The following is a 15,249-nucleotide window of genomic DNA, read 5'->3' as shown; positions in this document are numbered from 1 at the left end:
GTTATAATTGCACGATTAAAAATACGCTATGAAAAGAGTCATTGTAGATTACAAAAAGTTAACTCCAGAGATCTTGAGCTTGCTGGTTGAAAAATATCCTGATGGATATGACGACGATCAAGTTATCTCTTTTAAGAACGCAAAGAATGAAACTGTAGAAGCTATTGAGGTAAGAACAGAAGACTCAATCTACCTCGTAAAAGTTAGTACCAGATTGGAAAACACCATGGCTAATTATGATGAAGATGATTATGAAGATTCAGATTTTAACGAGCCTATTGTAGAGATTCCAGAAAAGAATATTGAAGAAGAAGAGGAAGAAGAAATATAATAATTAAAAAATCCATCTAAATTGAATTCTATAAATGTGAATTCTATTTAGATGGATTTCATACTTGAAAATACTCTTATTTAAACATGTTGTAATTCATGCTTTCCTTCTTTAATTTCTTCTATTAATTTAGCATTAAACGCTGGAAGATCATCAGGATTTCTACTTGTAACAAATCCTTCGTCTACTACTACTTCTTTATCTACCCAATTCGCTCCTGCATTTTCAACATCTTTTCTTATAGAATTAAACGATGTCATAGTTCTACCTTTTACTACTTCAGCATCTATAAGCGTCCATGGTGCGTGGCAAATAGCAGCTACAATCTTTTTCTCCTTAAAGAAATCTTGTACAAATTTTAGAACTTTTTCTTCACGTCTTAATTTATCTGGATTAATAACTCCACCAGGAAGCATTAACGCATTATATTCTTTAGAAGACACTTCATCTATAGTTCTATCTACTTTATACTCCTTAGACCAATGATCGCCATCCCAGGCTTTAATAGATCCAGATTTTAAACTTACAATATCTACTTGAAATCCTTCCTTTTCCATCGCTTCTTTTGGCGAGGTTAATTCCACTTCTTCAAATCCATCTGTAGCTAAAATTGCTATTCTCTTTTTCATAATATTGATTTTATAATTAGTAATAATATTCTTTTTCAAAATTACTTCAGAGATACAGCAAACTGTACTAAGAACCTTATAAAATATTACAGCTTTTCGTTAAACCTTTATTAATCCCACTATTTCGCGACAACTTCTTCAGATTCTGTATTATTCTCTAGACATTCCATCGTTTTATGATCTGCCTTGAGCTTTTGCTTTTTTTCTTCTAATTTTTCCATTTCCTGATGAATGGCTGGTTCAGAAAATTCGTTAGGGCTAATTTTTTCGTTCTTGTACAAAGCGTATTGCACTGTAAATTCTGCACCAAAGAACATAATTAAACATGTATAGTTCACCCATAATAAAATAAGAACAATAGAAGATGCTCCTCCGTATACAGAACCAGGATCTGTATTACCAAAGTAGAATCCTATTAGAGATTCTCCTATTAAAAATAAAATAGTAGTAAGTCCTGCTCCTTTTAAAGTGATTCTCCATTTAATTTTAACGTCTGGTAACAACTGAAATATGAAGGCAAATAATGTTGTGATAAACATAAAAGAGATCACATAATTAATTAACTGTATTACAGAAACGCTAGCAATCTGCGCAGAACTTCCAATAAAATCACTTAAATAACTAATACTAGCAGAAACGATTAAAGCCATTAATAATAAAAAGCCAATTACTAGGATCATCCCAAAAGAAATCATTCTGTCTATTACCATTCTAAAAAACGTAGCTTTCTTTTCTGCAACATTCCAAATGTTATTCATTGCTATTTTAAGCTGAAAGAAAACTCCCGTAGCACCAAATATTAACATTGCAACCCCAAAAACCACAGTCAAAGTTGAATTATTATCTAATGCTGCGCTCGAGATCATATTCTCAATAGCTTCAGCAGCACCTTCCCCAATAAAACGTGAGATCTGCCCTGTAATTCTCCCTTGTACAGCTTCTTTCCCAAAGAAATAACCTGCAATAGTCACCACAATGATCAATAATGAAGGTAATGAGAAAAGTGTGTAGTAGGCTATAATGGCACTTTTTTGAAAAGGCTCATTATCCATCCAGCTTGTGTAAGATTTCTTTAAAAGATTTAGAAACGTTTTTAGTCTTTTCATAATCCGTAACGTTCTTTGAATATATGAAGATGATGTTTTTGATGACCCGATATTATGAAACCTGCTGCCAGTGGTATAAAATTAGAGTCATTTACATTTCCTTGAATAGTGAGCATTTCAGTATCAAAACTTTCGAACAATGCAATTCCACTATTTCTAATTAACTCAAACTCTACTTTAAAGCTAACTAAACTTCTTCCATCTGCTCTGGAGGCAGGAACATATGAATCATGATCATAACCCGGAATAGAAGTTTTATCATTTCTTGATACAGTTAATGCTCTGTATTGAAAAATTCTCTCTGTATCTAATAGATGCTGAAGAACCTGCGCTACCGTCCACTTACCTTCAGCATAAGAATGTTTAAGATCTTTTTCACTTAAATGATCTAAAAAATAAAGGAATTCATCTCTAGTTTGTTTTAGAAGATCTATTACATCTTCATTCGGTAAATAATCTAAATAGGTTTGATAAAATGGGGAATGATCTCCAGGCCTTAAGCTACTTAATTTCATAGTATGATATCTGACAATAGTGTATAAAAATACCCTTTAAACTTTGAAGCTTAAAGGGTATTTAATAAAATATTAGCTAAATCTATAGATCTTTAAATATAGAATGCATCAATCTTTTCTTATCATTCATACTTTCTTCTAAAGAAATCATTGTTTCTGTTCTATACACACCTTCAATATCATCTAATTGAAATATGATCTCTTTAGCATGTTGTGTATTGCGTGCTCTAATCTTACAAAAAACATTAAATTTCCCGGTAGTAACATGAGCTACGGTTACAAATGGTATATCATTTATACGTTCTAATACAAATTTGGTTTGAGACGTATTTTTAAGAAAAATACCTACATAGGCGATAAAAGCATATCCTAATTTCTCATAGTTCAAGGTTAAAGTAGATCCTAAAATGATCTGTGCTTCTTCCATCTTTTTCACTCTAACGTGAACAGTTCCAGCTGAAATATTTAATTTCTTAGCTATATCAGTAAACGGTGTTCTCGTATTTTCGATCAACATATCCAAAATCTGGTGATCAGTTTCATCTAGTTTATACTTGGCCATAATAGTCCTTGTCTTTAATTAAAACACAAAAATAATACAAACTCTTTAGATAATTAGTAATGATATTCAATTATTTTCATAATTTATAACCAAAATCTCATTTTTTATAGCAATTTTATCAACTATAACGTTTTCGGCGAGCTCCTCTTTTTCCACAGTAGTCACTTTATAGTTTTTACAATCTATCTCTTTGTGAGCATATTCGTTAATATTGAACTTCATTTTAACGATCACAGGTTCAAAATTTATCTTCCCGTCTAAAACAACTTCATTAAATTGTATCGCAACATCCTGAACTTTGTCGTTAATCACCGCGTTCCTTAAGATCACATCATAAAAATTCTTCTCATTTTGAGGAATTCTAAAATATTCTTGAAATTCTATAGCCTCATAAGATTTTGAAACAATAGAATTTAACCCTGATAGTATTGCATAAAAAATGAACTTGCGGGTCTCTTCCCTATTGTAATCAAGAGGATAATGCCCTGCTTCAAATAAAATAGTAGGAACCTTTAATCCCTGAAAAGTGTCTCCTGTACAATTTTCGTTGTAAGCATCATCGTATCTACCTATACCTTCTATTAAATATTCTTCAAGATCTTTAAAAATAGCTACTATCAATTTCATAGATATGATCCTAGAAGGCTTAATACTTCTTTGTTCATCCATAGACGGTGTTAAAAAAGATATTGTAGCAGGCACAGACTTTGCACCCGCACCAAATATGGTTCGTTGATCATGAAGATTGAAGCAAAAATCTGGTTTAAAACTATCAAAGACCTGTCTTAATAAAACACTTTCTACCTCCTTTAGATCTTTTGCATCTCTATTAAGGTCTACACCGTTTGCATTTAATCTGGTATAGGCTTCTGCCCCATCAGGATTAAGCATAGGTATAATTAGTATTGTGACTTTCTCTAAGATAGAATTAATAAAGGAAGCGTTAGATGCTTCTAGAAAAACATTTAAAAGGTCAAAAATAGCTTTTGTAGTTGTAGATTCATTGCCATGCATTTGAGACCACATTAAAACCTTGGTAGCACCCTTTCCTATTTTAATAGACCTAATTGGAATTGCATTGTTGGAATGACCAATTGTTGTCACTTCAAAACTACTACCTAATCTTATCAATAAGTTCTCTATATGAGCGTAGGTAATATATCTGCCTAACAATTCCTCTTCTTTAAAAGAAGGATAATTCTTAAAAATTTCTTTTAGATTTTCCATACTTGATTTCATGTTTACAAAAGTAAATAATCAATAATTTACAATTGTAAACAGTTTAAATATTGTTAATTGTTTACACATGTATACAGTAATTAGATAATGACCTTATTGATCTCTGGAATTATTCCTAATCAGGAATATTTAGAACTTAAAATACTATTATTTAGATAATTAAGCTATATGACCTAATCTTTTCATTTAGTGATAAATAATAAATTTACATTTGTAATTTGCAGATGAAAATAGATTGAATTACATTTGTAAACATCATATTTTCAAAATTAAATTTACAATGGTAAACAGTGATCAATTTGCAACAAGACTACAAACCATTATAAATTATTATGATTTATCTGCAGCATCCTTTGCAGATTCTATTGAAGTAGGACGCTCCTCCATCTCCCATATCCTATCAGGTAGAAATAAACCTAGTCTAGATTTTGTTCTGAAGATTATTAAGATCTATCCTGAAGTAGAATTGTATTGGCTCTTAAATGGAAAAGGAAGTTTCCCAAAATATGTTAGTACAGAAGTGCATTCTATTAAAAAACAAGCAGAAGAAAAAGATGAAACTAGAGATGTGGACATAAAAGCTACCAGACCACTTCCAATTGATAATGATGATATAAAGCCTTTTACAGGTTCTACAAAGAAAATTAAAAGGATTGTTCTATTTTACGAAGACGGAACATTTGAGGCCTTTGAAAATTGATTTTAAAGCCTAGATTCCGTTATTTTGTAATATGAAAAGAATTCTATTACTTCTACTTATCGCATCCCTATATTCCTGTTTCTCTCCTGAACGAGATTGCGGAAAATTTAAAACCGGAACATTCGAGTTTCAATCTTATCTGAATGGAGAATTAGTGACTTCTACTTTTGTTAGAAATGATACTTTAGAGATCGATCAATTTCAAGGTAAAACAGATACCTCTTCTATACGTTGGATAAATAATTGTGAATACATTATCACAAATCTACACCCTAAGAACATGGCGGAGAAAAAACCCTTAAATATTAAGATCTTAACCACTAAAGGCAATACCTATACATTTGAATATGGACAAGTTGGCGACGCTAAGAGACAACGAGGCACCGTTACCAAGATCGATTAATGATTTTTATTAAGTTTAAGCTTGCTTGTTCTTGAGCAGCTCATTTTGCTGCTGCATAAGTTCTGTAAGATCTGATAGCAACTGAATATCTTTTGGGGTTTCCACGGTCTTATCTTTAGGATCCTGAGATTTTCTTCGAAATCTATTCATAAGTTTTACCACTATAAAAATGGTAAATCCAACTATAACAAAGTCTATCATAGCTTCTATAAAGGCTCCATATCCTATAGCAACTTCTTTGATACCATCTACACCTTCTGCCGTAGAATCTACACCATCTCGCAATACAATCCTTCTTTCAGAGAAATTTATACCATCTGTTAAAATTGATAATGGCGGCATTACTACTTGTTTCACCAATACATCTACAACCTTATTAAATGAAGCTCCAATGATGATACCAACAGCCATATCTATCATGTTCCCTTTAATGGCAAACTCCTTAAATTCTTTTAGCATTCCCATGATCTATTCGTCGAATAATGTTATCTGACTTTCTGATGAACCTTTCTTAAGCTCACCTATTTCTAAAGTATCAGACTGAGTTTCTTCTTCACTCTCTTCTTTTTCCTCCTCTATTTCCTCTTCCACCTCGTAAGGCACAGGATCTAAAAGATTTATTTGTTTTATTTTTTCTGCAGTTAATTGATTTCCAAGAGCTTTAATACCTTTTACCGAAATAAATTCTTCAAGATTAACTATGTCGCTTTCTTTCTGATCTTTGCCTCTAAGTTTTGCATAAACCAATTCTACTTGCGGTATATAATCTGTAGAAACTAGCTCTAGATAAGATTTTTCATTATCTCCTCCAATAAAATAATCCTCTTTGTCTGGATGTTCAATTTGAAACCTCTTAACGTAGTATCGCTCTTTATCTGCTTCCCAATAAATAGCAGAAATTGCTTTTTTCGGAGCCCATTTCTCAAGGATTATAATCTCTTCATCAAATCTCGTAGTTAGCTCAGGTTTAATGGTTTTAGCTATTCCATCTTGAGTAATGATTAATAGTCTATCTTCTCCTTTAAACTCTCCAAGCAATTCTCCACGTTCATCAACATTTAAACGTTTAACACTATCATCAAACCAAATTCTTCTTGGCTTCAAAGTAGAGACACCCTCTTCTTTAAGCTCTACACGTTTAATAGCGTATTTGGTTACTATATTTCCCTTTACATTTCTACCCTTAATAAGCATGTCTGCAAAGTCAATTTCAAATTTTAATTTCTTTATACTTCCAACTTGTCTCAAATAAACGGTCACTACTTCTGCTTCTCCATTATAATTAGCAGAAAAATATGATAACTTAGAATCTTTTTTACCTTGAGTAAGATCATATTCTTTGTCTCTGGTAATGGAAGTAACGGCAAACCTTTTTATATAAGAGGCACCATTTTTACCATCTCTATATATTAAGTTATAAATAGTTCTTTTATCTTTCTTCTTAAATACAGCTACATGAATTATGTCTTTACCCACAAAAGTTTTTGCATCTATCTTGCTCACCATCATTTTTCCATCTCCGGTAAAACAAATTATATCATCTATATCAGAACAATCTGTAACGAACTCATCTTTTTTGAGCGAGGTTCCAATAAATCCTTCCTTCCTATTTACGTATAACTTGGTATTGCGCATTGCAACTTTAGAAGCCTCGATATCATCAAAAAGTCTTAAAGCAGTTAATCGCTCTTTTCCCTCACCATATTCTTTCTTGAGTCTAGTAAAATATGCGATTGCATACTCTACTAAGTGATCTAAATGATGTTTTATCTTGGCAATATCCTCTTCCAGAGCATCAATCTTTTGCTGAGCCTTATCTATATCAAATTTCGAAATTCTCTTAATTCGAATTTCGGTTAGTCTGGTAATATCTTCTTCTGTAACTGCTCTTTTTAAATGAGTTACATGAGGCTTAAGTCCTTTATCTATAGCACTTATAACACCTTCCCAGGTTTCCTCCTCTTCAATATCTCGATAAATTCTATTTTCAATAAAAATTCTTTCCAATGAAGCAAAATGCCACTGCTCTTCCAATTCGTCTAACTTAATCTCTAGGTCACTCTTTAATAAACTTAAAGTGTGATCTGTAGATCGCTTTAACATTTCAGTAACTCCAAGAAAAATTGGTTTATTATCTATAATAACACAACCTAATGGCGCTACAGAATTTTCACAATTTGTAAATGCATATAGAGCATCTATAGTTTTGTCTGGAGATATGTTTGGAGGCAAATAAATTAAGATCTCTACAAATTCTGCAGTATTATCTTCTATTCTCTTAATTTTTATCTTACCCTTATCATTTGCTTTAAGAATAGAATCTATAAGTGTAGAGGTGGTAGTACCAAAAGGAATTTCGGTAATTGCCAACGTATTTTTATCGTATTGAGAAATCTTTGCTCTAATACGTACTCTACCTCCACGTTCTCCATCATTATAATTAGAAACATCTGCTTCTCCTGCTGTAGGAAAATCTGGGAAAAGTGTGAATTTTTTACCTTTCAAATGTTTTATAGAAGCATCTATTAATTCATTAAAGTTATGAGGTAAGATTCTTGTACTCAATCCAACGGCAATACCCTCTGCACCTTGAGCTAATAAAAGTGGAAATCTTACCGGTAAGTTTACCGGCTCCTTTTTTCTACCATCATAGGATAATTGCCATTCTGTAATTTTTGGATTGTAAATTACTTCTGTTGCAAATTTAGAAAGTCTAGCTTCAATATATCTAGGTGCCGCTGCTCTATCTCCTGTAAGAACATTTCCCCAGTTTCCCTGAGTGTCTATCAAAAGGTCTTTTTGACCAATTTGCACCATGGCATCTCCAATACTGGCATCACCATGTGGATGATACTGCATGGTATGTCCTACAATGTTCGCAACTTTATTGTATCTCCCATCATCCAGATCTTTCATAGAATGCATAATTCTACGTTGTACTGGTTTAAACCCATCTTCTACGGCAGGTACAGCTCGCTCCAAGATAACATAAGAGGCATAATCCAGAAACCAATCCTTGTACATTCCTGTAACTCGAATTAATTGCTCTTTTGGCTGATTATCCTGCTCTTCTGGCAATAAGTCCTGATTTTCTATATCCATTTAAGAGATTGCTTTGTTTTTTTGTAGAACTTTATTTAAAGATTCTATCATTCCCTTCTTTTTCTTTTTTCCCAAGAATGTAATATTAAATCGATAAGATCTAACACCAGACTTTCGTCTACTGCTAATATATATTTTTAAACTTGCGTAAATTCCGTAATCTGATACTTCAAAATTCACCAATTTAGATTTTGGAAATTCTGCACGCTTTACTCTATATTCCATAAATTTTGAAACGAATACACCGTTGTTCTTAAAATTTAAAGTTTCACCATCACTGTCAAATTCGAACACCTGCCCTATTCTATGAAAATAAATGGCAAATAAGATCAAAAGAATATTTGGCAGAAAGTGACTAAACTTTATGGTGGATTCTGTGTCTGAATTCATCAACTCAATATTTACAAAAATATTGGTTACAAAGGCAGCTACAATTAGAATGTAGATAGAAGGAACAATTTTAGTCTCTGTAGTATTCTTAAACCTCATAGGCTATTCCGCGATCAGATCTAGTTCAACTTTTAAATTATCGATAATAAATTCCTGTCGGTCTGGAGTGTTCTTACCCATATAGAAATTCAATAATTCTTCTATAGACATATCTTTATCCAACATTACCGGATCTAATCGAATATCATCTCCAATAAAATGCTTGAATTCATCTGGAGAAATTTCTCCTAAACCTTTAAATCGAGTAATCTCTGCCTTTCCTGTTAATTTTTCTACAGCAGCTTGGCGCTCAAATTCGCTATAACAGTAAATAGTTTCTTTTTTATTTCTAACTCTAAATAAAGGAGTTTGAAGAATATACAAATGATTTTCTTTTATTAATTCTGGAAAGAATTGTAAAAAGAATGTAATCAGTAATAATCTTATGTGCATTCCATCCACATCGGCATCGGTAGCAATTACAATGTTATTATATCTAAGATCTTCAATAGATTCTTCTATGTTTAAAGCCGCTTGTAATAAATTGAATTCTTCATTTTCATAAACGATCTTCTTTGTAAGACCATAACTATTTAAAGGTTTTCCCTTTAAACTGAAAACTGCCTGAGTATTTACATCTCTAGATTTTGTAATAGACCCACTCGCAGAATCTCCCTCTGTAATAAATAACGTAGATTCTAAATAGCGCTCTTTCTTGCTATCTCCCAAATGAATTCTACAATCTCTAAGTTTTTTATTATGTAAACTAGCTTTTTTAGCTCTGTCTTTTGCAAGTTTTCTTATTCCTGAAAGTTCTTTACGCTCTCTTTCTGCCTGCAAGATCTTTCTATTCAGCTTTTCTGCTGTTTCCTGATTCTTATGTAAATAATTATCAAGTTGAGTTTTTAAAAAATCGTTGATGTACGTTCTAACCGTTGGGAGTTCTCCACCCATATCTGTAGAACCCAATTTAGTTTTTGTCTGACTCTCAAAAACCGGTTCCATCACTTTTATACTGATTGCGGCTACGATAGATTTTCGTACATCGGCTGCATCGTAATTCTTTCCGTAATATTCTCTAATAGTTTTAACCACGGCTTCTCTAAAGGCTAACAAGTGCGTACCACCTTGAGATGTGTTTTGACCATTTACAAAAGAATGATATTCTTCAGAATATTGAGTCTTGCTATGCGTTATAGCAACTTCGATATCTTCTCCTCGAAGATGAATTATTGGATATAACTGGTCATCTTCTTTTATACTATCACCTAAAAGATCCTTTAATCCATTTTCAGAATAAAATTTTTCACCATTAAAAATAATTGTTAACCCCGGGTTTAGGTATACATAGTTTTTGAGCATTTTTTCAATATACTCATCACGGTATTTGAAATTTTTAAAAATCAATTCATCCGGAACATAAGTTACTTTAGTTCCTCGTCTTCTAGAAGTTTCATCTAATTCTTCTTCTCTAACCAGATTTCCTTGCTCAAATTCTGCAGATTTAGACCTACCGTCTCTGGTAGATTCTACTCTAAAACTTGAAGATAAAGCATTTACTGCTTTTGTACCAACTCCATTAAGACCTACAGATTTTTTAAATGCTTTTGAGTCGTACTTACCCCCGGTGTTCATTTTAGAAACAACATCTACCACCTTTCCTAATGGAATCCCTCTACCATAATCTCTAACTATAACACGCTGATTTTGAACGGAAACCTCTATAGTTTTCCCGGAACCCATTACAAATTCATCTATACTATTATCTAAAACTTCCTTTAAAAGGATGTAGATACCGTCATCTGCAGTAGAGCCATCCCCAAGTTTCCCGATATACATTCCCGGGCGCATTCTAATATGCTCTTTCCAATCGAGAGATCGTATATTGTCTTCGGTATATTTGGTTTCTTCACTCATAAGTAGTAGGTGCCGTTGAGTTGCTAATATAAGGTTTCCCGCAAAAAACTGAAACAGCTAATCCGCAAAGTAATTAACAAAGATTTAATGTGAAATGTTAACTGCAAAAATTTTATTTTATAATCTAAAAAAATCCATTTATACATATGTACAAATGGATTTTTTGAAATTTACTGAATAATCAGCAATATGTTCTAGAATTTAAACATTAAATCTAAAATGCATTACATCTCCATCTTTAACGATATATTCTTTTCCTTCTACTCTCATTTTACCAGCTTCTTTAACTTTAGCTTCACTTCCTAAAGTTGAAAAATCTTCGTAAGCAATTACTTCTGCACGAATAAAACCTTTTTCAAAATCTGTATGTATTACTCCCGCTGCCTGTGGCGCACTAGCACCAACCGGAATTGTCCATGCTCTTACCTCTTTAACACCGGCAGTAAAATAAGTTTGAAGATTTAATAAACTATAAGCAGAGCGTATAAGTTTAGCAGAACCTGGCTCATCTAAACCAATATCTTGCAAAAACATTTTTCGCTCTTCGTAATCATCAAGTTCTGTAATATCTGCCTCCGTACCTACAGCTAATACTAAAACCTCAGCATTTTCGTCTTTTACAGCTTCTTTCACCTTATCTACGTGAGCATTTCCAGAGGTTGCTGCATCTTCATCTACATTACAAACATACATCACAGGCTTATCTGTGATGAGTTGTAGGTTAGCTATAAATTCTTCTCTTTCTTCGTCTGAGAATTCTATAGCTCTAACAGAAACACCAGCTTCTAAACCCTTTTTAGCCTTTAAAAGGGCTGTTTCTTCTTTTTGAGCTTCCTTATTTCCAGTACGTGAAGCACGCTTAACTTTTTCTAATTTCTTATCTACAGTCTCCAGATCTTTTAACTGAAGCTCCATATCTATGGTCTCTTTATCTCTTACAGGATCTACAGAACCATCTACATGAACAATATTATCATTATCAAAACAGCGTAGCACATGTAAGATAGCATCTGTCTCTCTAATATTTCCTAAGAACTGATTTCCCAAACCTTCTCCTTTACTAGCTCCCTTTACCAATCCTGCAATATCTACAATCTCTACAGTTGCAGGCATTACTCTTTCTGGATTTACTAAAGACTCTAATTTGTCTAATCTATGATCTGGAACATTTACTACTCCAATATTTGGCTCTATGGTACAGAACGGAAAATTTGCACTTTGCGCCTTAGCATTAGATAAACAATTAAAAAGTGTGGATTTCCCTACGTTTGGTAAGCCTACTATTCCTGCTTTCATACTTTATTATTTGATACTGATATTTTGCGGCTGCAAAGATATAAATTTGAATGGAGAATTAACGCGCAGTTATTGAGTATTAATGGTAGGAATAAATTCTTGAGAATTAACTTTAATTAGGGCTAGATTACGCTGGTAATTTTATCTTTGCAACTCGTACAATAATCTTGGTATTAAAATCCAATTATTGAGAAATTCTCAAATAATTTTCTACATTTTTTAATCTTACACTGAAAACATCATATAATCAATTTTTGAAATTGTTATTTATATTTGTAAACAATTGATTGTTTATAAATTTATAACTAATTAAATATCAGTATATTAAATAATTTATTTTGCAAACTTTTTGAATTTTAAATTTTCACTTATACTTTAATTTTTACTACATTTACATTCTTGAAAATACCCTTATAAAACATCTATAAAATCACTTAATGAAAGTTGAAACCACTCCCACTAAAGAAAAAATCTACACTCAGGATGAAGCTTTTGAAGCTTCTTTAAAATATTTTAAAGGAGATGAATTAGCTGCTAGAGTTTGGATTAATAAATACGCATTAAAAGATTCTTATGATAATATCTATGAGAAGTCCCCTCAGGATATGCACGTAAGAATTGCTAAAGAAATAGCAAGAGTTGAAGCCAAATACCCAAATCCTATGAGTGAAGAGGAAATTATGGGATTGATAGAAAATTTCAAATACATTGTTCCTCAAGGAAGTCCAATGGCTGGAATCGGAAATAAATTTCAGGTAGCTTCTCTTTCAAACTGTTTTGTTATTGGCAATAACGGTAATAGTGATTCTTATGGAAGCATTATGAAGATAGACCAAGAGCAAGTGCAATTGATGAAACGCCGTGGTGGAGTTGGGCACGATCTTTCTCATATAAGACCTAAAGGATCTCCTGTTAAAAACTCTGCACTTACTTCAACCGGTATCGTACCTTTTATGGAGCGTTATTCCAACTCTACCAGAGAAGTTGCACAAGATGGAAGACGTGGTGCACTTATGCTGTCTGTATCTATAAATCATCCAGATTCTGAAGGTTTTATAGATGCTAAAATGGAACAGGGAAAAGTTACTGGTGCCAATGTTTCTGTAAGAATTGATGATGATTTCATGAAATCTTTAGATAACAAGACTCCTTACATTCAAAAATTTCCAGTTCACAGTAAAGATCCTAAGCAAACTAAAGAGATAGATCCTTCCATCTTATGGAATAAGATCGTTCATAATGCATGGAAATCTGCGGAACCGGGAATTCTATTTTGGGATACTATTATCAATGAGTCTGTACCAGATTGCTATGCAGATCTGGGCTACAACACGGTTTCTACAAACCCTTGTGGCGAGATTCCTTTATGTCCTTATGATTCTTGTAGACTTTTAGCTATCAATCTTTTCTCTTATGTAGTAAATCCTTTCACTAAAGAGGCAACTTTTGACTTTGATTTATTCAAGAAACACGTGGCTGCAGCACAAAGAATGATGGATGATATAATCGATCTAGAATTAGAAAAAATCGACGATATTCTAGGTAAGATAGATGCAGATCCAGAAAATGAAGAAATTAAAAGAGTAGAGAAAAATCTTTGGTTAGAAATTAAGAAGAAAGCCAACGAAGGAAGACGTACAGGAATTGGAATTACTGCAGAAGGAGATATGTTAGCTGCCCTTGGTATAGCTTATGGAAGTCCCGAAGGAATTGATTTCTCTGTAAAAGTTCACAAAACCTTAGCATTAGAAGCATATAGAGGTTCTGTTAACATGGCCAAAGACAGAGGTGCTTTTGCTTTTTATGATTCAGATAAAGAAAAGAACAATCCATTTATCCAGCGTATTAAAGATGCAGATGAAAAGCTGTATTACGAAATGCTGGAACATGGAAGAAGAAATATCGCCATGCTAACTATTGCTCCTACAGGAACTACTAGTTTAATGACGCAAACTACTTCTGGAATCGAGCCGGTATTTATGCCTGTGTATAAGAGAAGAAGAAAAGTAAACCCTAACGATAAAAATGTAACGGTAGATTATGTAGATGAAACAGGAGATTCTTGGGAAGAATATGTAGTTTTCCATCACCGTTTTAAAGAATGGATGCAAGTTAATGGGCATGAGATAAGCAATGATTATACTCAAAAAGATCTTGATGAATTAGTAAAGAAATCTCCATATTATAAATCTACTTCTAACGATATAGATTGGTTGAGTAAGGTAAGAATGCAGGGTGCAGTTCAAAAATGGGTAGATCATTCTATAAGTGTTACCATAAACCTTCCTAACGACGCTACAGAAGAGTTGGTAGGCACACTTTATATGGAAGCCTGGAAAGTAGGTTGTAAAGGAGTTACCGTTTACAGAGATGGATCTCGAAGTGGGGTGCTTATATCTAATGAAGAGAAAAAAGAATCTTCAGAAAGTAATTCGAGTTTTCCAACTAAAAGGCCTCATGAGTTAGAGGCAGATGTTATTAGATTTCAAAACAATAAAGAGAAATGGATTGCTTTTATTGGACTTATTGGAGATCAACCTTATGAGATCTTTACCGGTTTGGCAGATGATGAGGATGGAATTCTAATTCCTAGATGGGTAGATAATGGGAAGATCATCAAAAATAAAGATGAACAAGGTAATACGAGATATGACTTTCAATATAAAAACCAAAGAGGTTATAAAACTACCATAGAAGGACTTTCTCATAAATTTGATCCTGAATTCTGGAACTATGCCAAATTGATCTCAAGTACGTTAAGACATGGAATGCCAATAGAAAATGCGGTAGATCTTATTAACAGCTTGCAATTAAATAGCGAATCTATAAACACTTGGAAGAACGGTGTTGCTAGAGCTCTTAAACGTTATGTTGCAGATGGAACAGAGGCTAAAGGACAAAAATGTACCAATTGTAATTCTACAAACCTCATCTATCAAGAAGGTTGTCTTACTTGTAAAGACTGTGGATCTTCTAAGTGTGGTTAATTAAATTTCTAAATTCTAAATTTCATAAACTGC

14 protein-coding genes are annotated in these 15,249 nt (G+C 32.8%); 4 read left to right on the top strand and 10 right to left on the bottom strand.

Annotated features, from left to right (window positions below; translation table 11 throughout):
• The first annotated feature begins 28 nt into the window (after positions 1 to 28).
• A complete protein-coding gene (locus tag BLT84_RS11790; protein WP_091265973.1) occupies positions 29 to 331 on the top strand; it encodes a hypothetical protein in 303 nt (100 codons plus the stop codon).
• 80 nt (positions 332 to 411) lie between these two features.
• On the opposite strand, the gene BLT84_RS11785 is transcribed toward BLT84_RS11790, so the two are convergent.
• The 5 genes from BLT84_RS11785 to BLT84_RS11765 all read right to left on the bottom strand — a co-directional run bounded on the left by BLT84_RS11785 (position 412) and on the right by BLT84_RS11765 (position 4,370).
• Entirely contained in the window at positions 412 to 960 is a 549-nt protein-coding gene (locus BLT84_RS11785) for a type 1 glutamine amidotransferase domain-containing protein (protein WP_091265970.1), read from the bottom strand.
• Between the two features lie 119 nt (positions 961 to 1,079).
• Positions 1,080 to 2,066 (bottom strand): YihY/virulence factor BrkB family protein, encoded by a 987-nt coding sequence (locus BLT84_RS11780; protein ID WP_034892440.1) that lies wholly within the window; start codon positions 2,064 to 2,066, stop codon positions 1,080 to 1,082.
• Entirely contained in the window at positions 2,063 to 2,581 is a 519-nt protein-coding gene (locus tag BLT84_RS11775) for a DinB family protein (RefSeq protein WP_091265968.1), read from the bottom strand. The genes BLT84_RS11780 and BLT84_RS11775 overlap by 4 nt, the downstream gene beginning before the upstream one ends.
• A gap of 82 nt (positions 2,582 to 2,663) precedes the next feature.
• Positions 2,664 to 3,143: an Lrp/AsnC family transcriptional regulator gene (locus BLT84_RS11770; RefSeq protein WP_034892436.1), complete on the bottom strand. Its 480-nt coding sequence runs from the start codon at positions 3,141 to 3,143 to the stop codon at positions 2,664 to 2,666.
• Between the two features lie 66 nt (positions 3,144 to 3,209).
• A complete protein-coding gene (locus BLT84_RS11765) occupies positions 3,210 to 4,370 on the bottom strand; it encodes a M14 metallopeptidase family protein (protein ID WP_091265965.1) in 1,161 nt (386 codons plus the stop codon).
• A 292-nt stretch (positions 4,371 to 4,662) separates the two neighbouring features.
• On the opposite strand from BLT84_RS11765, the gene BLT84_RS11760 reads away from it, so the two are divergent.
• Positions 4,663 to 5,082, top strand: coding sequence for a helix-turn-helix transcriptional regulator (locus BLT84_RS11760; protein WP_091265961.1), 420 nt, complete (start codon positions 4,663 to 4,665; stop codon positions 5,080 to 5,082).
• A gap of 31 nt (positions 5,083 to 5,113) precedes the next feature.
• Entirely contained in the window at positions 5,114 to 5,485 is a 372-nt protein-coding gene (locus tag BLT84_RS11755) for a DNA topoisomerase IV (RefSeq protein WP_091265958.1), read from the top strand.
• A gap of 15 nt (positions 5,486 to 5,500) precedes the next feature.
• Here the strand turns inward: BLT84_RS11755 and mscL are convergent, their stop codons facing one another.
• The 5 genes from mscL to ychF all read right to left on the bottom strand — a co-directional run bounded on the left by mscL (position 5,501) and on the right by ychF (position 12,229).
• Positions 5,501 to 5,950 (bottom strand): large-conductance mechanosensitive channel protein MscL, encoded by a 450-nt coding sequence (gene mscL / locus BLT84_RS11750; protein ID WP_091265955.1) that lies wholly within the window; start codon positions 5,948 to 5,950, stop codon positions 5,501 to 5,503.
• 3 nt (positions 5,951 to 5,953) lie between these two features.
• The gene (locus BLT84_RS11745) at positions 5,954 to 8,587 is read right to left on the bottom strand and encodes a DNA gyrase/topoisomerase IV subunit A (protein ID WP_091265952.1); all 2,634 of its coding nucleotides are present in this window, start codon (positions 8,585 to 8,587) and stop codon (positions 5,954 to 5,956) included.
• Positions 8,588 to 9,076: a hypothetical protein gene (locus tag BLT84_RS11740; protein ID WP_034892422.1), complete on the bottom strand. Its 489-nt coding sequence runs from the start codon at positions 9,074 to 9,076 to the stop codon at positions 8,588 to 8,590.
• Positions 9,077 to 9,079: 3 nt separating this feature from the next.
• Positions 9,080 to 10,933, bottom strand: a complete 1,854-nt coding sequence (locus BLT84_RS11735) for a DNA topoisomerase IV subunit B (protein WP_034892420.1) — start codon at positions 10,931 to 10,933, stop codon at positions 9,080 to 9,082.
• Between the two features lie 201 nt (positions 10,934 to 11,134).
• On the bottom strand, positions 11,135 to 12,229 hold the full coding sequence (gene ychF / locus BLT84_RS11730; RefSeq protein WP_034892417.1) for a redox-regulated ATPase YchF: 1,095 nt from the start codon (positions 12,227 to 12,229) through the stop codon (positions 11,135 to 11,137).
• A gap of 437 nt (positions 12,230 to 12,666) precedes the next feature.
• Here ychF and BLT84_RS11725 point away from each other — a divergent pair, with 437 nt between their 5' ends.
• The gene (locus tag BLT84_RS11725) at positions 12,667 to 15,216 is read left to right on the top strand and encodes an adenosylcobalamin-dependent ribonucleoside-diphosphate reductase (protein ID WP_091265948.1); all 2,550 of its coding nucleotides are present in this window, start codon (positions 12,667 to 12,669) and stop codon (positions 15,214 to 15,216) included.
• Positions 15,217 to 15,249 lie beyond the last annotated feature (33 nt).

The organism is Gillisia sp. Hel1_33_143 (genome assembly GCF_900104765.1).
In the GTDB taxonomy this organism is placed as follows: domain Bacteria; phylum Bacteroidota; class Bacteroidia; order Flavobacteriales; family Flavobacteriaceae; genus Gillisia.
Note: the sequence above shows the minus strand (reverse complement) of the source record. Positions and strands in the feature narration are given on the sequence as shown.